This window comes from Pseudomonas putida (assembly GCF_028682475.1).
Classification (GTDB): Bacteria; Pseudomonadota; Gammaproteobacteria; order Pseudomonadales; family Pseudomonadaceae; genus Aquipseudomonas; species Aquipseudomonas putida_AG.
The window spans coordinates 24,879-42,810 of sequence record NZ_JANHLE010000038.1; the positions used below are offsets into that span (position 1 = coordinate 24,879).

The following is a 17,932-nucleotide window of genomic DNA, read 5'->3' on the forward strand; positions in this document are numbered from 1 at the left end:
AGATACAGCCTGTCGATTTAGCAGATGGCGGGAATTATAACGACAACGGCAGCCACCAGGGCTGCCGTCGGACGTACAAGGGCAGGACTCAGACCAGACGCGAGAGCATCTCTTCGGCTTCCTGCTTCTGGGTATCGTTACCCTCTTTGCACACTTCGTCGAGAATGTCGCGGGCCCCGTCATGGTCGCCCATGTCGATATAGGCACGGGCCAGATCGAGCTTCGTTGCCGCCTCATCGGCGCCGCCCAGGTAGTCGAACTCCAGGTCATCACCAAGATCGTCGCTCAAGGCATCTTCAGCGGTGAAATGCGCCTCGATCGGCGGTTGTTCCAGGCTCTGCGACAGCTTGTCGAGCTCGGCGTTGACGTCATCGAGCTCGGAAGCAAAGCTCTTGGCGGCATCGGAGTCGTCATCCAGCGACAGCGACAGATCGAAATCTTCCGGCAGTTCCAGCTCGCTCAGCGGGTCGAATTCCGGCATAGTTTCGTCGAAAGCCGCGAGTTCGGCAGCGATATCGACCGGCTGATCGAGCGCTGGCACAGCAGCATGATCAGCGGCGACATCGAGATCGAAATCGGACAAGTCGTCAAGCGTGACAGGGGCTTGCTCGGCAGGCACTTCAAGCTCCGGCTCGGCAACCGGCGCTTCGAGCACAGGCTCGGGCGCAAGGTCCGCTACCTCAATTTCTGGCGCAGACTCGCCAAGCTGCAGCGGTTCGTTCAGATCCAGCCCTTGCAGGTCATCGTCCAGACTCAGGTCGAAGGCGCTGTCCAGGTCATCCTCGGCCAGCGGCTCCAGTGCCGACTCCAGCTCAGGTTCCAACTCGGCAACCGGTGCAGGTTCTGGTTCCAGCTCTGGCTCTGGTTGCACTTCGGGTTGTGCCTGCGGCTCATCCTGCAACAACGCCTGGACGTACTGGGCGTCCAGCTCGGCAGCCAGGGCTGCCGCCCCGATACCGCCCGCCGCAGCCAATGCCACCATGGCCGGGAAACGGCTCTTGAGGGCTTCGACGTCAGCATGGTTCTGGCCGGTAGCGATCAGTTGGCGCTCGTGACCGACAAAGGCGTCACGGTCGCCCTGGCGGGCATAGACTTCCATCAGCTTCAAGCGCAGGTCACTACGCTCCGGCGCCGCAGCCACTGCAGGCTCCAGCAGATCAGCAGCATGGTTCAGGCGACCACGGGCGATGCTCGATTCCACTTCGTCGAGCAGCGCATCACCACTTGGCACGGGTGCAGCATCGGCAGCCGGAGCCACCAGCGGCGCAGCCATTGGTTGCGGTTGGACAGGCGCTTGCTCAAGCGGCTTGACCTCTGCTTTCCTGACTTCCACGGCAGGCGCTTCAGCTGCGCTGGCCGCCGCAGCCGAGGCGGCCACCACTGCCGGCGCCAGCGTCACGCTTGGCGCTGGCACTTCCAGTCCTTCGAAGCTGCTTGGCGGCAGGTCCAGGTCTGGACCGCGCTCACCTTCTTCAGCCAAGGCGCGGGCCATGCGCAAATGTTTTTCCGCTTCCTGATCGGCCTTGCGTTTGCGTGCCAGCAGCAACAGCAACAGCAGCAGTACCAACAAGGCGGACGCGCCGATCAGCGCCAGCAACACAGGGTTGCCGAGCAGGTCGTCGAGCATTTTGCTGGAACTGCCAGGATTCGCCTCTTCAGCTGTAGCAGGTGCAGGGCTGTCGAGCGGCGCGGTATCGACCGCCGCAGGGGCCGGAGCAGCGACCGGCTCACTTGGCGCTGGCTGCAACTCGGCGGAAATCGCCGGCTGCTGAGGCGCTTCAGACGCAGGCTCCTGATCGGCAGCCCCCTGAGCTTCGAGCCTGGCCAACTGATCGCTTTTCAATGCGATCAGGCGCTCCATCTTGTCCAGCTGGCTCTGCAGGTCGCTCATGCGGCTTTTCAATTCGGCGTTGTCACGCCGCGTGGTATCGAGGCGTTCCTCAGCGACGGCGAGCTTATCGCTGACAGCTTTGCTTGATCCGGCAGCCGCTTTGCTACCGGGTGCTACCAGGCGCAGGTTGTCCTGATTGGCAATCCGCGCCGGAGCCGCCTCGGTGCCGGTGCGGCGCGTGGCGTCCAGTTGCCGGGCACGCGGACCCAGGCGCCGACCTTCACGCCAGGCGGCATACTGCTCGGCAACCTCAGCCACAGCCTGGCCCTGAGGAATGCTCATGACCTGCTGCTGATCGGGCATGCGCAGGACCTGGCCGGTTTTCAGCAGGTTGATGTTGCCGTTGATAAAGGCATCGGGGTTCAACGCCTGGATGGCCAGCATGGTCTGCTGCACCGAGCCGCCCTGACGCGCTTTCGAGGCGATCTCCCACAGCGTGTCACGGCGCACCGTGGTGTAGTTGGCCGGCGCGCTGACCGCCGGGCTGATCGCCGACTCAGGCTTGGCCCCCGGCAACGCAGCCTGGTTGACCAGCACACTGTAGTCGCGCAACAGGCGCCCGCTCGGCCACATCACCTGGACCAGGAACTTGACCATCGGTGCCGGCAGCGCCTGGCTGGAGGTCACCCGCAACACGCTCTTGCCGTTGGGATTGATCACCGGCGTGAAGACCAAGTCGTTGAGATAGGCCGGGCGCTCGATCCCGGCCTTGGCGAACTCTTCGGCTGGTGCCAGGCTCGGCGCCATTTCAGCGGCGGTCAGGTCGCGTACATCGAGCAGTTCGATTTCGGCATCCAGTGGCTGGTTCTGCGCCGACTTGAGGGTCAGTTCGCCCAAGCCGAGGGCATGCGCCATACCGGACGACAGCGCCGACGCCGCGGCTATTGCTAAGACCAGTTTGCGAATTCGAAGCATGACCTCTTCCTTTGAAAGAACCGTCCCCGGCGACCGAGCAAAATCTCGGTAAAAATTAGCTGCAAGTATCTTTTACACAACATGTTTTATCAACAATTGCGCCAATTGCACGGCGTTCAAGGCCGCGCCTTTGCGCACGTTGTCGGTGGTCAACCAGAGGTTGAGCTGCTCGGCTTCGTCTATTCCACCGCGCACCCGTCCAACATAGACCACGTCCTGGCCGACTGCGTCACCGACGGGGGTCGGATAATCCCCCTCCTCGACCAGTTCGATGCTGTCAGCCGTTTCCAGCGCAGCATTGACTGCCTTGAGGTCAATCGGTTCACGACTTTGCACCGACACACTGTAGCTATCGCCGAAAAACACCGGGACTTGAATACAGCTGACGGAAATCTTCAGCGCCGGCAAGTCCAGCACTTCGCGCAACTCGTTGAGCAAACGACGCTCCAGCACACCATGCCCCTCGGCATCGCTGGCACCCACCTGCGCCAGCAGGTTAAAGGCCATTTGCCGGTCGAAGAAACGTGGTTCCAAAGGACGTGCGTTAAGCAGCTCGGCGGTCTGACGCGCCAGCTCGTTCACCGCCTCGCGACCTTGGGCCGACACCGCCAGGCAAGCGGTAACATTGATCCGTTCGATGTCGAGCAGGCCTTTGAGCGGAGCCAGGGCAACGGCCAATGCCACTGCGGCGGCACTCGGGCTGCTGACTTGCAGCGGCTTGGGCAGGTTTGCCAACCGTGCGGCGTTGGCCTCGGGCACCAATGCTGGTGCCTGCTCGGCAGGCAAACCGCCAGACAGATCGATCACTGCGCAACCGGCCGCCTGTGCTCGCGGGGCAAAACTACGGGTAACGGCCGGGCCGGCAGCGAAAAAGGCCAGTTTGACCTTGCTGAAATCGAAGCTGTCGACCTCACGCACGCGCAGGCTCTTGCTGCGGAACATCACACCGCTGCCGGCTGACTCGTTGCTGGCCAGCAGGTGCAGGGTAGCCACCGGAAAATCCTGCTCTTCGAGAATCTGCACGAGGGTTTCACCGACAGTGCCGGTGGCACCGATCACGGCAATATCAATAGGCTGGCTCATGGGGAAATCCTCTGCTGGAACGGCGGGAGCGGCACTTTACACCACAATCGCAGGGCATGTGGGAGCGGGCTTGCCCCGCGATGCGATTTGACTGAAAGCTCGCAATCGCGGGGCAAGCCCGCTCCCACCGGGCCCCAAAAAAAAGCCCGCACTGTCTCCAGTGCGGGCTTCGAGTCCTGCCAGCGTCAGATCAACGCTCCAGCAAAATCCGCAGCATGCGGCGCAGCGGCTCGGCCGCGCCCCACAGCAGCTGGTCACCTACGGTGAAGGCGCCCAGGTATTGCGAACCCATGTTCAGCTTGCGCAGACGACCCACCGGAATGTTCAGGGTACCGGTGACATTGGTCGGGCTCAGCTCCTGCATGCTGATCTCGCGCTGGTTCGGCACCAGCTTCACCCACGGGTTGTGCTGGCTGATCATGCCTTCGATATCGGCGATCGGCACGTCTTTGTTCAGTTTGATGGTCAGCGCCTGGCTGTGGCAACGCATGGCACCGATGCGCACGCAGATTCCATCGACCGGGATCGGGCTCTTGAAGCGGCCGAGGATCTTGTTGGTCTCGGCCTGGGCCTTCCACTCTTCGCGGCTCTGGCCGTTCGGCAGTTCCTTGTCGATCCACGGGATCAGGCTGCCGGCCAGCGGTACGCCGAAGTTTTCGGTCGGGTAGGCTTCGCTGCGCATGGCCTCGGCCACCTTGCGGTCGATGTCGAGGATGGCGCTAGCCGGGTTGGCCAGGTCGTCCGCTACTGCGGCATGAGTGGCGCCCATCTGACGGATCAGCTCGCGCATGTTCTGCGCGCCAGCACCGGAAGCCGCCTGATAGGTCATGGCGCTCATCCACTCGACCAGGCCAGCCTCGAACAGGCCGCCCAGGCCCATCAGCATCAGGCTGACGGTGCAGTTGCCACCGATGTAATTCTTGGTGCCCGCGTCGAGTTGCTGGTCGATCACCTTGCGGTTGACCGGATCCAGAACGATGACTGCGTCATCCTGCATCCGCAGGCTGGAGGCGGCGTCGATCCAGTAACCCTGCCAGCCGGCTTCGCGCAGCTTGGGGAACACTTCGTTGGTGTAGTCGCCACCCTGACAGGTCAGGATCACATCGAGGGTCTTGAGTTCTTCAATGCTGTACGCGTCCTTGAGCGGAGCAATATCCTTGCCCACAGCCGGACCCTGGCCACCTACGTTGGAAGTGGTGAAGAACACCGGCTCGATGAGATCGAAATCCTGCTCTTCCAGCATCCGCTGCATGAGCACGGAACCGACCATACCGCGCCAACCGATCAGACCTACACGTTTCATCGCAACTACACCTTTGCTAAAAAGTGGGCCGCTGCTTCACATGGAAAAACAGCAGCGGGCCCGAGAGATTACAGATTCCGCAGCGCTGCGACTACTGCGTCGCCCATTTCCTGCGTACCTACCTTGCTGCAACCGGCCGACCAGATGTCACCGGTGCGCAGCCCCTGATCCAGCACCAGGCTGACGGCGTTCTCAATAGCTTCGGCTGCCGCCTGCTGATTGAAGCTGTAACGCAACATCATCGACACCGACAAAATGGTTGCCAGCGGGTTGGCAATGCCCTGCCCGGCGATGTCTGGCGCCGAGCCGTGGCACGGTTCGTACATGCCCTTGTTGTTGGCATCCAGGGACGCTGACGGCAGCATGCCAATGGAGCCGGTGAGCATGGAAGCTTCATCCGACAGGATGTCACCGAACATGTTGTCGGTGACCATCACATCGAACTGCTTGGGTGCACGGACCAGCTGCATGGCGGCGTTGTCGACGTACATGTGGCTGAGTTCGACATCCGGGTAGTCCTTGGCCACTTCTTCGACAATCTCGCGCCACAGCTGGCTGGAAGCCAGGACGTTGGCCTTGTCCACCGAGCAGAGCTTCTTGCCGCGAACGCGGGCCATGTCGAAACCGACACGGGCGATACGGCGGATTTCGCTCTCGCTGTACGGCAGGGTGTCGTAGGACTGACGCTCGCCACCTTCCAGTTCACGGGTACCGCGCGGGGCGCCGAAGTAGATGCCACCGGTCAGCTCGCGAACGATGAGGATATCCAGGCCGGAAACGATTTCAGGCTTGAGCGAGGAAGCATCGGCCAGTTGCGGGTAGAGGATGGCCGGGCGCAGGTTGGCGAACAGACCCAGTTGCGAACGGATCTTCAGCAGACCGCGCTCAGGGCGGATGTCACGCTCGATCTTGTCCCATTTCGGACCACCCACGGCGCCCAGCAATACCGCATCGGCCTGGCGCGCGCGCTCCAGGGTCTCGTCCGCCAGCGGCACGCCGTGCTTGTCGATGGCCGCGCCACCGATTACGTCATGAGACAGACTGAAACCGAGCTGGAACTTGTCATTGGCCAGCTCCAGCACCTTGACCGCCTCGGCCATGATTTCCGGACCAATGCCATCACCTGGGAGAATCAGAATCTGCTTGCTCATGGGTTCCTCTTGTTCGAATCAAGCGACACGCCGCACTGGCCTGCCGGAAAAATACCTGTGGGAGCCGGCCTTGCCGGCGATGGCGCCAGCCGGCTCAACACATCAATTACACGTCACGAAACAGCCAAGGCTGGCTAGCCCGATGCTTGGCTTCGAAGGTGGCAATCGCGTCACTGTCCTGCAAGGTCAGGCCGATATCGTCCAGGCCGTTGAGCAGGCAGTGTTTGCGAAACGCATCAATCTCGAAACTCAACACTTTGCCATCTGGACGGGTCACTGTCTGCGCCTGCAAGTCGATGGTCAACTGATAGCCAGGGTCGGCTTCGACCTGCTTGAACAGTTCATCGACTTCCTCATCGCTGAGGATGATCGGCAGCAAGCCGTTCTTGAAGCTGTTGTTGAAGAAAATGTCGGCGTAACTCGGCGCGATGATGCTGCGGAAACCGTACTCTTCGAGGGCCCATGGCGCATGCTCACGGCTCGAACCGCAACCGAAGTTCTCGCGGGCGAGCAACACGCTTGCGCCCTGGTAACGGTCGTGGTTCAAGACGAAGTCCGGGTTCTTCGGGCGCTTGCTGTTGTCCTGGTATGGCTGGCCGACATCCAGGTAACGCCATTCATCGAACAGGTTGGGGCCAAAGCCGGTGCGCTTGATCGACTTGAGGAACTGCTTGGGAATGATCTGGTCGGTGTCGACGTTGGCACGGTCCAAAGGCGCGACCAGGCCAGTGTGCTGGGTAAAGGCTTTCATGCTGCGCTCCCTTGGATCAACTCACGTACGTCGACGAAACGACCGGTTACAGCGGCGGCGGCGGCCATGGCCGGGCTCACCAGGTGGGTACGACCGCCAGCACCCTGACGGCCTTCGAAGTTGCGGTTGGAGGTCGAGGCGCAATGCTCGCCACTCTCCAGGCGGTCCGGGTTCATCGCCAGGCACATCGAGCAGCCCGGCTCACGCCATTCAAAACCGGCTTCGAGGAAAATCTTGTCCAGCCCCTCTTTCTCGGCCTGGGCTTTGACCAGGCCCGAGCCGGGCACGACGATAGCTTGCTTGATCGTCGCCGCCACCTTGCGGCCTTTGGCGATCTCAGCAGCAGCGCGCAAGTCTTCGATCCGCGAGTTGGTGCACGAACCGATGAAGACCCGGTCGAGCTGGATATCGGTGATCGCCTGGTTGGCGCTCAAGCCCATGTACTTCAAGGCACGTTCAATCGAGCCGCGCTTGACCAGATCGGCTTCGGCAGCAGGATCCGGCACGCGCTGATCAACCGCCAGGACCATTTCCGGCGAAGTGCCCCAGCTGACCTGTGGCTTGATCTGCGCAGCGTCCAGCTCGACGACTGTGTCGAACACCGCATCGGCGTCGGAGACCAGGTCTTTCCAGGCTTCTACCGCCTGATCCCACTGCTCGCCTTTAGGCGCATAAGGACGACCCTTGACATAGGCCACGGTCTTTTCATCGGTCGCCACCAGGCCCACGCGGGCACCGGCTTCGATGGACATGTTGCAGATGGTCATGCGGCCTTCGACGGACAGTTCGCGAATCGCGCTGCCGGCGAATTCCATCGCATGGCCATTGCCACCGGCGGTGCCGATCTTGCCAATCACCGCCAGGACAATGTCCTTGGCGGTGACACCGAACGGCAACTGACCTTCGACGCGCACCAGCATGTTTTTCATTTTCTTGGCCACCAGGCACTGGGTGGCGAGCACGTGCTCGACTTCCGAGGTACCGATGCCATGGGCCAGGGCGCCGAAGGCACCGTGGGTGGAGGTGTGCGAGTCGCCGCAGACCACGGTCATGCCCGGCAAGGTCGCGCCCTGCTCCGGGCCAATGACGTGAACGATGCCCTGACGCACATCATTCATCTTGAATTCGGTGATGCCATACTCGTCGCAGTTTTCATCGAGGGTCTGCACCTGCAAGCGCGACACCTGGTCGACAATGGCGTCGATACCGCCCTTGCGTTCCGGGGTGGTCGGCACGTTGTGGTCAGGCGTGGCGATGTTGGCATCGATGCGCCAGGGTTTGCGGCTGGCCAGGCGCAGGCCTTCGAAGGCTTGCGGCGACGTCACTTCGTGAATGATGTGACGGTCGATATAGATCAGCGCCGAACCATCGTCGCGCTGCTTGACCAAATGCGAATCCCAGAGCTTGTCGTAGAGCGTTTTGCCGGCCATCAGACTGTTCCTCATCAGCGTCTTTCTATGCCAATAACCACTTGGCTTGTACGGACGATGCTATGACGGTAGATTGAATAACTCAAATTCATAATTTTTATGCTTTGGATAACCCAAAGGAATAGCAAAGCCGTGGACTTCGCCAACCTCAATGCCTTTATCGCCGTGGCTGAAACCGGCAGCTTTTCCGGCGCGGGTGAACGCCTGCACCTTACTCAGCCAGCCATCAGCAAGCGTATTGCCGGACTGGAGCAGCATCTGGATGTGCGCCTGTTCGATCGCCTGGGCCGCGACATCAATCTCACCGAAGCCGGCCGTGCCCTGCTGCCGCGCGCTTATCAGATCGTCAACGTACTGGATGATACCCGCCGCGCCCTGAGCAATCTCACCGGCGAAGTGACCGGTCGCCTGACCCTTGCTACCAGTCACCATATCGGCCTGCACCGCTTGCCTCCGGTTTTACGGGCTTTCACCCGCCAGTACCCGGCTGTGGCATTGGATATTCAGTTCCTCGATTCAGAAGCTGCCTACGACGAGATACTCCATGGGCGCGCCGAAATTGCGGTGATCACCCTGGCACCCGAACCGCATTCTCTGGTTAAAGCGGTGCCGGTGTGGGACGACCCACTGGATTTCGTCGCCTCCCCGGAACATCCACTGGCGTGCGATGGCCCGGTAAGCCTTGCCGATATCGCCCATCACCCGGCGGTTTTCCCTGGTGGCAATACTTTTACACACCATATTGTCCAGCGCCTGTTCGAAGCCCAAGGGTTGACGCCAAACATCGCCATGAGCACCAACTACCTGGAAACCATCAAGATGATGGTTTCCATCGGCCTGGCGTGGAGTGTGCTGCCGCGCACGATGCTCGATGAACAGGTTGCGCCTATCGCTTTGCCGGGCATACAGCTGTCGCGCCAGCTAGGCTACATTCTGCATACCGAGCGGACATTATCGAACGCGGCCAAGGCTTTCATGGCACTGCTCGACAGCCACGCAGGCGACTCCGAGCCACTGAGGTAAAACCCGGCCAGTACAACCCTCAAGGACGCGTCACCCGCCAAAGGTCTGGTATCGATGCCCAAATCAGCAAATCGCTTTCCGCGCCTGCCACGCATCCATGCGGCAGATCCCCAGGTGCTGGAGCAGACCTGGGAAAACGCACCGCAACTGCTGGCGGCGTTGAATGGCGCGCGCCTGGGCGCCTGGTTCTGGGATGTCGAGACCGGTCAGATCAGTTGGTCCCGGGGGACCCAGGCGCTGTTCGGCTTTGACCCCGGGCAACCCCTGCCCAAGGATCTGGACTACCTCGACCTGCTGCCGGTCGAAGACCGCGCCCGCACCTTGCAGGCCTTCAATGCGGTTATCAATGGCGAACCGGTGGAACAAGCCCTGCGCCACCGTATCCGCTGGCCCGACGGCAGTCTGCACTGGCTGGAAATCAATGGCAGCCTGGCCAAGGACAAGCACGGCCGCCCGCAGATGATCGGGGTAATCCGTGAAATCACCCGCCAGCGGGAGCGGGAAACCGCGCTGATCAATTCTGAAAAGCGCTTTGCCACGCTGTTTCATCTGAGCCCCAATGTGGTGCTGCTGACCCGCCGCTCCGACGGCCTGATCCATGAGGTCAACCAGCACTTCGAACAGACGCTCGGCTGGCCCGGCCATCAGGTGATCAACAAAACCACCATCGAGATTGGCCTGTGGGCCAATCCGCAACAGCGCAACCTGGTGCTTGAAGCCACGCGTGGCAACAGCGGCCCGGTCACCCTGGAAGTGCAGTTTTGCGCCAGCAACGGCAAGGTCCATGACGGCATCCTCAGCACCCAGAACATCGAGCTCGAAGGTACGATCTATCTGCTCAGCACCTTTGTCGACACCAGCGAACGCAAACGCGCCGAACAGGCCCTCAAGGACAGCCAAGAGCGCCTGGACCTGGCGCTGGGCTCGGCGCAGATGGGTACCTGGGACTGGCATATTCCCAGCGGCATGCTCTATGGCTCGGCACGCGCCGCCGAGCTGCACGGCCTGGAACCGGTGCCTTTCCACGAATCCTTCGAGGCATTTTTCGAAGGCGTGCCGGAGCACGAACGCCGCAACATGCACAAGGCCTATCGCAGCCTGCGTGAAGGTCCGACCGGCAACTACCAGATCACCTACCAGATCCAGCTGGAAAACGGCACCTCACGCTACATTGAAAGCCGTGCCCGGCTGTACCGCGACGAACAGGGAAAACCGTTGCGCATGGCCGGCACCCTGCTCGACATCACCGACCAGGTTGAACGCGAGCAACGTCTGACCAGCTCGGAAGAAAAGTTCGCCAGCCTGTTCCAGGCCAGCCCCGATCCGATCTGCGTGACGCGCCAGGACAACGGTCAGTTCATCGAGATCAATCCGGCGTTCACCCAGACTTTCGGCTGGGACGCCCAGCACGTCATCGGCCGCAGCGCCGAGGAAATCGGCTTATGGGCCGAGTCTGCCGAACGTGCCCGGCGTATCGAACAGGTGATTCGCGACGAAGCCCTGAACAACGTCGCCGTGGTGATCAACCACAAAGACGGCCAGCCCCTGACCTGCGTGATTTCCAGCCGCCTGATCACCGTCGACGACCAGCCTTGCAGCGTCACCACCCTGCGCGACATCACCCAACAACAGCGCGCCGAAGCCGCGCTCAAATCCAGCGAAGAGAAGTTTGCCAAAGCCTTCCACTCCAGTCCCGACGCCATCACCATCACCGAAGTCGACAGCGGCCGCTACCTGGAGGTCAACGATGGTTTCTGCCGGTTGACGGGTTACAGCGCCAGTGAAGTGATTGGCCGCACCTCGAACGAAATCGGCATCTGGGCCGACGACAAACAGCGCGCGGTCCTGGTCTCGGAACTGCAGGAAAAGGGCCGTGTGCATCACCGGGAAATGCTCGGGCGCAACAAACGTGGAGAAATCCTCACCGTCGAGGTGTCGATCGAACCGATTGTCCTCAACGAGTCGCAATGCCTGCTGCTCACTGCCCGTGACGTCAGCCAGCTGAAGAACGCCCAGGCGCAGATCCGCCACCTGGCCTATCACGACCCGCTGACCAACCTGCCCAACCGCGCCTTGTTGATGGACCGCCTGAGTCAGCAGATCGCCTTGCTCAAACGCCACAACTTGCGCGGTGCCCTGCTATTTCTCGACCTTGACCATTTCAAGCACATCAATGACTCATTGGGCCATCCGGTCGGCGACACAGTGTTGAAAATCATCACCGCACGCCTGGAAGCCAGCGTACGCCTGGAAGACACCGTGGCGCGCCTGGGTGGAGACGAATTCGTGGTGTTGATCAGCGGGCTGGAAGGCAGCCGCGAGGAAGTCACGGAAAAAGTCCGCGAACTGGCCGACACCTTGCGTCAATTGCTGGCCGAGCCGATGTCCCTCGATGGCCAGCGCTTGCAAGTGACGCCCAGCATCGGCGTCGCATTGATTCCCGATCACGGCTCGACGCCGGCCGACCTGCTCAAACGCGCCGACATTGCCCTGTATCGGGCCAAAGATTCCGGACGCAACACCACTCAGCTTTTCCACACCACCATGCAAAAAGCCGCCAGCGAACGCTTGCGCATGGAAAGCGACCTGCGCCTGGCCCTGGCTCGCGGCGAACTGGCCCTGCACTTCCAGCCCCAGGTCGATGCCCGTGACAACCGCATTGTCGGCGCCGAAGTGCTATTGCGCTGGCACCACCCGCAGCTGGGTCAGCAGCCGCCAGCGCAGTTCATCCAGGTGCTGGAAGAAAGCGGTCTGATACTCGAAGTCGGCAACTGGATACTCGAAGAAGCCTGCGATGCCTGTGCCGGCATGTTGCGAGATCACTTGATCGACGCCGACGACTTCAGCCTGTGCGTCAACATCAGCCCGCGGCAGTTCCGCCAGAACGATTTTGTCGAGCGGGTATTGGGCAGCCTCGATGACTTTCGCCTGCCCTACAAGATGCTCAAGCTGGAAATCACTGAAGGTATCGTCATCCAGAACCTGGAAGACACCATCAACAAGATGCGTGAGCTCAAGCGCTATGGGGTGAGCTTTGCCATGGATGATTTCGGCACCGGCTATGCGTCGCTGACCTACCTCAAGCGGCTGCCGGTGGATGCGCTGAAGATCGACCAGTCGTTTGTCCGTGATGCACCGGAAGACCCCAACGATGCGGAGATTGTCCGGGCCATTGTGGCCATGGCCCGCAGCCTGGATCTGGTGGTGATTGCCGAAGGGGTGGAATTGTCTGAACAGCTGGAGTTTCTGGAACGGCAAGGGTGTTATTTGTATCAGGGGTATCTGCACAGCCGGCCATTGCCGTTGGCAGAGTTTCGGCGGTTGTTGCTGGAAACGCCGGCGTTGTAGGGCGGGCTTGCCCCGCGATTGCAGGCGGCCAACTGCACCGCTTCGCGGGGCAAGCCCGCTCCCACCGAGACACAGCCAACAAAAAAAAGGGCACCCGAAGGTGCCCTCTTTCACATCACCAACACACTCAGTTCAGCGCGGGCTTGCTATCCCCATTGATCGGGATGCGCTTGGCCTTGGCCTCTTCCGGCACAATCCGCAGCAGGTCGATGCTGAGCAGACCGTTAGCCAACCCGGCAGCCTTGACCTCGATATGGTCAGCCAGACGGAACGACAATTTGAACGCCCGCTGGGCAATGCCCTGATGCAGATAGGTAACGCTTTCAGCGCTGCTGTCACGCTTGCCGCCAGTGACGGTCAACACGCCTTTTTCCACTTGCAGGTCAAGATCCTGCTCCTGGAAACCGGCTGCAGCAACGACGATTCGATAATGGTCTTCGCCATGTTTTTCAACGTTGTAGGGAGGGTAGCTGCTACCCGCCTCATTACGCGCCGCAGATTCGAACAAGTCATTGAAACGGTCGAAGCCAACGGAATGACGGAACAGTGGAGCCAGAGAAAAAGCAGTAGTCATGGTACATCTCCTGAAAATCAGCGAGGTTGTGTAGTAGCGCGACCCGACTTCGGCATCGCGTACTCCTTAGATAAGGACCCTCGCCTGCTTTTCAAGCAACCCTGCGAAAATTTTTTCAGGCCGCCTCGCTGAGCGGAATACCGATCAATTGACCGACACGATCACAGTCGGTTTCCCGCCGCAGTTCGGTGAACAAGGCCACGGCCTCAGGATAAGTACGGGTCAGCATCGCCACCCATTGCTTCAGGCGCCCTGGCGCCTGGCGCGGGGTCATCTGTGCCCGGGCCTGCCCCCAGAAATCCTGGATCAGCGGCAGCAGGCTGTGCCAGTCCATGGGCACAAACTCGACGCCATCGCGCTCGGCGGCGATCTGCCGGGCCAGGTCCGGGCGTGATACCAAGCCGCGACCGAGCATGATGTCTTCGACGCCGCTCACTTCACGGCAACGCCGCCAGTCGTCCAGGGTCCAGACTTCACCGTTGGCGTACACCGGTACCTTGACCACATCCTGCACCTTCGCCACCCACTCCCAATGCGCGGGTGGCTTGTAGCCATCGACCTTGGTCCGCGCATGCACCACCAACTGCTCGGCACCACCTTCAGCGAGGGCCAAGGCACAATCCAGGGCACCGTCAGGGCTGTCGAAGCCCAGACGCATCTTGGCGGTCACCGGAATATGCGCAGGCACCGCGCGACGCACTTCACGCAGGATCGCGTGGAGCAGTTCCGGCTCCTTGAGCAACACCGCCCCACCGCGCGATTTGTTCACGGTCTTGGCCGGGCAACCGAAGTTCAGATCGATCACTGGCGCGCCCAGCTCGCAAGCCAGTACCGCGTTTTCTGCCAGGCAGACCGGATCGGAACCGAGCAGTTGCACACGCAAAGGCACCCCGGCTGCAGTCTGCGCGCCCTGGCTCAACTCAGGCGCCAGCTTGTCGAAGGTGGCCGCAGGCAACAGCCGGTCGCAGACGCGAATGAACTCGGTGACACACCAGTCAATGCCGCCCACCTGGGTCAGTACGTCACGGAGGATGTTGTCGACCAGCCCCTCCATCGGGGCCAGGGCAATTTGCATGGGGGATGAACCACGTAAAAAAGAAGTAAATGCTACCAGAACCGCAAGATTACGGGCTCAGCATTCACCTAACCCAGAACATTTCCGACAAGCCAGTCGGAAATTTTCCGCTCGCAGATAGGAGCCCTGGGACTGAACACCTCAGAAGAAGGCTTTTATTCTTTTACCCCTGCCAAAAAACGAGATCGACAACAGGGAGATATCAATGAAACAGCTATTCCCACTGTGGAGTTCTAACGCCTCCGCGTGCGTCCAGTCCCTGCCATACAAGAGTTCGATGATGAGATCAATTGACGCTGGATGTGCCCGCCCCAGGATGTCGCCAGCTCGTGAATGAGCTAGCGACTCGCTGAAAAGAAGCCCCAAGATGAAACAGATCAAACCCCACAACTACGAGATACTCCACTTCCGCACTGAATCCAGCCCACAGCAACACCGGGTCGATTGCCTCACATTGGCAAACCCTGCAGCAGAAACCGTTCTCAATGAGCTCCAATTCACCGGGAGAAACCCGTTCACCTCCGCGGATGTGAACATCCCTCCCCACTTGAATGGAGCACTACCCTATCGCCCGAGTAAGACCTAACTTCAAGCCATCTGCATAAGCGCCGGACTGTAACCTTCAACAAACTCCACCGGCATGCGCTTGGGCTTGCCGGTGGATAACTCGATGCAGACGAAGGTGGTTTGCGCCCGCAGCAACGTGGTGCCATCACTGGGCCGCAGCAGCTGGAAGCGTCGGGTCATCTTCAGGCGCTGGTCCCAGTCGACGATCCAGGTCGCCAACTGCAACTCGTCGTCTTCATACGCCGCCGCCAGATAATCGATTTCATGACGCACCACCGCCATCGCCCGGTCCAGGCGCCGGTACTCGGCAAGATCCAGTCCCAGACGCTGGGAATGACGCCAGGCACAGCGCTCCAGCCAGGTGACGTAGACCGCATTATTGGCGTGGCCGAGGCCATCGATATCGTCGGCCGCGACGCGCAGATCGATCGTGAACGGTGTTGCCAGATCCCAACTCATGCCCGCTCCAGGTCTGTGATGAACGGGCTGAGTGTAACGGAAGCTCAGGCCGATTGCCGCGCCGGTGCAAGACGATGCGCCAGCAGCGCCAGGACGCCCTCGATCAGTTGCGGGTCGGACAATACGCGCTGATGACCACCCTCAGGCAGCAGCAACAGACGACTGTCGAACCAGGCCCGATGAATCGACCGGGCCTCGCTGGCCGGTACCAGCGCATCGTCTTCGGCGTGGGCGATCAGGGCCGGTATTTCCAGTTGATAGCCGCCGACATCCAGGTGTCCGATCGGAATCCCGACATCCCGCTCGATCTGGCGCACAAAAGCCGCCCGCGCACGTGTCGGCATGCCCAGGTGATTGGCGAAACGACGCAATACACCCAGCAACTGCGCCGGCGCGGCAACACTCACCGCCGCTTCGGCACGCAGCCCCCACTGCAGGGCGAGCATGACACTGGCGCCCCCCATGGAATGACCGATGACCGCGTGCAACGGCGGCAATTCGGCAGCGGCTTCCAGCAATGCCCGGGCGAACAGCGCGACATGTGCCTGATTGCCCGGTGAATGACCGTGAGCCGGCCCTTCCAGAGCCACGGCGGTGTAGCCAGACTGCACCAGGGTATCGATCAGGTGCGCAAACTGGGTCGGACGCCCTTCCCAACCGTGCATCAACAAGACCGTCGGCCCCTGCCCCCAGCGCAGTGCCGACAAGCCGAAACGCAGCGTAATACGTTCGGCGCGAGCCAGCAGTGGCAACTCCCACTCACGCGGCGGCAGGTTGCGCGGGGTCATGAAGGCGCGGCGCATCTTGCCCGCGACATGTTCTGGTGCCAGCCGCCCAAGGGTGCCGTTGACGCTACGAATCCAGCTCAAGGTATTCATCGCTTCACTCCGGTGGATGTCGCTCGATCAAACCACCGCCGATTTGGCGGCACGCAGGATACGGTCAGACAGCTCGTCTGTGCCCAAGGCACGGGCCAAGGCCAGACCACCGACCATCAGGGCCAGGTCGGCAAGGACCTTGTCGCCCTCTTCGGGGCTGTCAGCCAGATTGGCCATCATCAATTCGAGGTGTTCGCCCAGCACCTGGCGGAAGGCATCCGGCAGCCGCGCCATCTCGCCCAGCGAGTTGGGCAGCGGGCAGGCGCGCTCGGTGGCATCACGGTGCTTGCGCGACAGGTAGAAAGCGGCGACCAGCGCACGACGTGATTCGCCGCTCATGTTCGGGTCGACTTCGGCAAGCAGCGCCCGGCGCTCTTCGAGCAATTGACTGAAAGCCTCGAGCATCAGCGCATCCTTGCTGTCGAAGTGCGCGTAGAAGCCCCCGACCGTAAGCCCGGCAGCGCCCATGACCTGGTTGACGCTGGGTTCGGCCGGACCGTGCTGGATCAGTGCGCTGCAGGCGGCATCAAGAATCCGTTCACGGGTTTTCGCTTTTTTGTCGTTCATGACTTGCCTCCGAATATTATGGTTAGAATATTATTCTCATAATATTTTTCTGCAAGCACTTTCCCTTGCCGCCTGTCGTGCAAAGGAAGAAAAAGGGAAGGAAAACTTTTTTCGAGACAAAAACAAAAGGCTCATTCAATAATCGAATGAGCCTTGAAATCCCACAAAGTGGGTAAAATGGCGTCCCCTAGGGGACTCGAACCCCTGTTACCGCCGTGAAAGGGCGGTGTCCTAGGCCACTAGACGAAGGGGACTTGTAACCTTCGTGCAGATCCGTTTTCACGAATCCTGGCAAAATTGGTGGAGCTAAGCGGGATCGAACCGCTGACCTCCTGCATGCCATGCAGGCGCTCTCCCAGCTGAGCTATAGCCCCAGATTTCTAGCCTCTCGGCCCAGCGATCTCTTTCGACATCACTTGTGTAAAACTGGCGTCCCCTAGGGGACTCGAACCCCTGTTACCGCCGTGAAAGGGCGGTGTCCTAGGCCACTAGACGAAGGGGACGAACCTTCTTACCTTACAACCCGGTCGCTGGAACCCGGTTGACTTCGCAGTCAGTGTAACCGACTGCGAATCGGAATTTGGTGGAGCTAAGCGGGATCGAACCGCTGACCTCCTGCATGCCATGCAGGCGCTCTCCCAGCTGAGCTATAGCCCCACAATGTCGCTTTGAACTGAATCGCTTGGCTGGGTGCTTCGCGTTTCGTTTCGTTCATCGCTGTGGACGGGGCGCATATTAAGATCGGATTGCAGACCTGTCAAATATATTTTCAACAAAATCCAAAAAAAATTTCCGAGATAACAAACACTTACCGCCCCACTACGGCAAACACCCCGATTTTGCTGGGGTGCAAGCCTGTGGGAGCCGGCCTTGCCGGCGATCCGGGCACCGCGCAATAACTGGCACTGCGCAGCCCC

The 17,932-nt window shown here is 60.7% G+C and carries 13 protein-coding genes and 4 tRNA genes; 2 read left to right on the forward strand and 15 right to left on the reverse strand.

Features of this window, described 5'->3' with window-relative positions; all coding sequences use genetic code 11:
- Positions 1–88: 88 nt before the first annotated feature.
- The 6 genes from NPS47_RS23070 to leuC all read right to left on the reverse strand — a co-directional run bounded on the left by NPS47_RS23070 (position 89) and on the right by leuC (position 8,524).
- Positions 89–2,806, reverse strand: coding sequence for a FimV/HubP family polar landmark protein (locus tag NPS47_RS23070; protein ID WP_274297061.1), 2,718 nt, complete (start codon positions 2,804–2,806; stop codon positions 89–91).
- Positions 2,807–2,878: 72 nt separating this feature from the next.
- The gene (locus NPS47_RS23075; protein WP_274297062.1) at positions 2,879–3,889 is read right to left on the reverse strand and encodes an aspartate-semialdehyde dehydrogenase; all 1,011 of its coding nucleotides are present in this window, start codon (positions 3,887–3,889) and stop codon (positions 2,879–2,881) included.
- A 190-nt stretch (positions 3,890–4,079) separates the two neighbouring features.
- Positions 4,080–5,192 carry an aspartate-semialdehyde dehydrogenase gene (asd, locus tag NPS47_RS23080; RefSeq protein ID WP_010223256.1) on the reverse strand — a complete coding sequence of 371 codons (1,113 nt, stop codon included), beginning with the start codon at positions 5,190–5,192 and terminating at the stop codon, positions 4,080–4,082.
- A gap of 68 nt (positions 5,193–5,260) precedes the next feature.
- On the reverse strand, positions 5,261–6,343 hold the full coding sequence (gene leuB / locus NPS47_RS23085; RefSeq protein ID WP_274297063.1) for a 3-isopropylmalate dehydrogenase: 1,083 nt from the start codon (positions 6,341–6,343) through the stop codon (positions 5,261–5,263).
- A 106-nt stretch (positions 6,344–6,449) separates the two neighbouring features.
- Positions 6,450–7,094, reverse strand: coding sequence for a 3-isopropylmalate dehydratase small subunit (leuD, locus tag NPS47_RS23090; protein ID WP_038608667.1), 645 nt, complete (start codon positions 7,092–7,094; stop codon positions 6,450–6,452).
- Positions 7,091–8,524, reverse strand: a complete 1,434-nt coding sequence (gene leuC, locus NPS47_RS23095; protein WP_274297064.1) for a 3-isopropylmalate dehydratase large subunit — start codon at positions 8,522–8,524, stop codon at positions 7,091–7,093. Before leuC ends, leuD begins: the two co-directional genes overlap by 4 nt.
- 132 nt (positions 8,525–8,656) lie before the next feature.
- Between leuC and NPS47_RS23100 the strand changes: the two genes are divergently transcribed.
- Both NPS47_RS23100 and NPS47_RS23105 read left to right on the forward strand, forming a co-directional pair.
- On the forward strand, positions 8,657–9,547 hold the full coding sequence (locus tag NPS47_RS23100) for a LysR family transcriptional regulator (RefSeq protein ID WP_274297065.1): 891 nt from the start codon (positions 8,657–8,659) through the stop codon (positions 9,545–9,547).
- A gap of 54 nt (positions 9,548–9,601) precedes the next feature.
- Complete coding sequence (locus tag NPS47_RS23105) at positions 9,602–12,895, forward strand: sensor domain-containing protein (RefSeq protein WP_274297066.1); 3,294 nt, start codon at positions 9,602–9,604, stop codon at positions 12,893–12,895.
- 127 nt (positions 12,896–13,022) lie between these two features.
- Here the strand turns inward: NPS47_RS23105 and NPS47_RS23110 are convergent, their stop codons facing one another.
- The 9 genes from NPS47_RS23110 to NPS47_RS23150 form a co-directional block, all read right to left on the reverse strand.
- Positions 13,023–13,469, reverse strand: a complete 447-nt coding sequence (locus NPS47_RS23110; RefSeq protein WP_274297067.1) for an Hsp20 family protein — start codon at positions 13,467–13,469, stop codon at positions 13,023–13,025.
- A 115-nt stretch (positions 13,470–13,584) separates the two neighbouring features.
- A complete protein-coding gene (locus NPS47_RS23115) occupies positions 13,585–14,544 on the reverse strand; it encodes a tRNA dihydrouridine synthase (protein ID WP_274297068.1) in 960 nt (319 codons plus the stop codon).
- Between the two features lie 588 nt (positions 14,545–15,132).
- Complete coding sequence (locus tag NPS47_RS23120) at positions 15,133–15,570, reverse strand: acyl-CoA thioesterase (RefSeq protein WP_274297069.1); 438 nt, start codon at positions 15,568–15,570, stop codon at positions 15,133–15,135.
- A 44-nt stretch (positions 15,571–15,614) separates the two neighbouring features.
- Positions 15,615–16,448, reverse strand: a complete 834-nt coding sequence (locus tag NPS47_RS23125) for an alpha/beta fold hydrolase (RefSeq protein WP_274297070.1) — start codon at positions 16,446–16,448, stop codon at positions 15,615–15,617.
- A gap of 27 nt (positions 16,449–16,475) precedes the next feature.
- Complete coding sequence (locus NPS47_RS23130; protein ID WP_274297071.1) at positions 16,476–17,015, reverse strand: TetR/AcrR family transcriptional regulator; 540 nt, start codon at positions 17,013–17,015, stop codon at positions 16,476–16,478.
- 178 nt (positions 17,016–17,193) lie between these two features.
- Positions 17,194–17,269, reverse strand: a tRNA-Glu gene (locus NPS47_RS23135).
- A 44-nt stretch (positions 17,270–17,313) separates the two neighbouring features.
- Positions 17,314–17,389, reverse strand: a tRNA-Ala gene (locus NPS47_RS23140).
- Positions 17,390–17,442: 53 nt separating this feature from the next.
- Positions 17,443–17,518: transfer RNA gene (locus tag NPS47_RS23145), tRNA-Glu, on the reverse strand.
- A 78-nt stretch (positions 17,519–17,596) separates the two neighbouring features.
- A tRNA-Ala gene (locus NPS47_RS23150) sits at positions 17,597–17,672 on the reverse strand.
- Between the last annotated feature and the right edge of the window lie 260 nt (positions 17,673–17,932).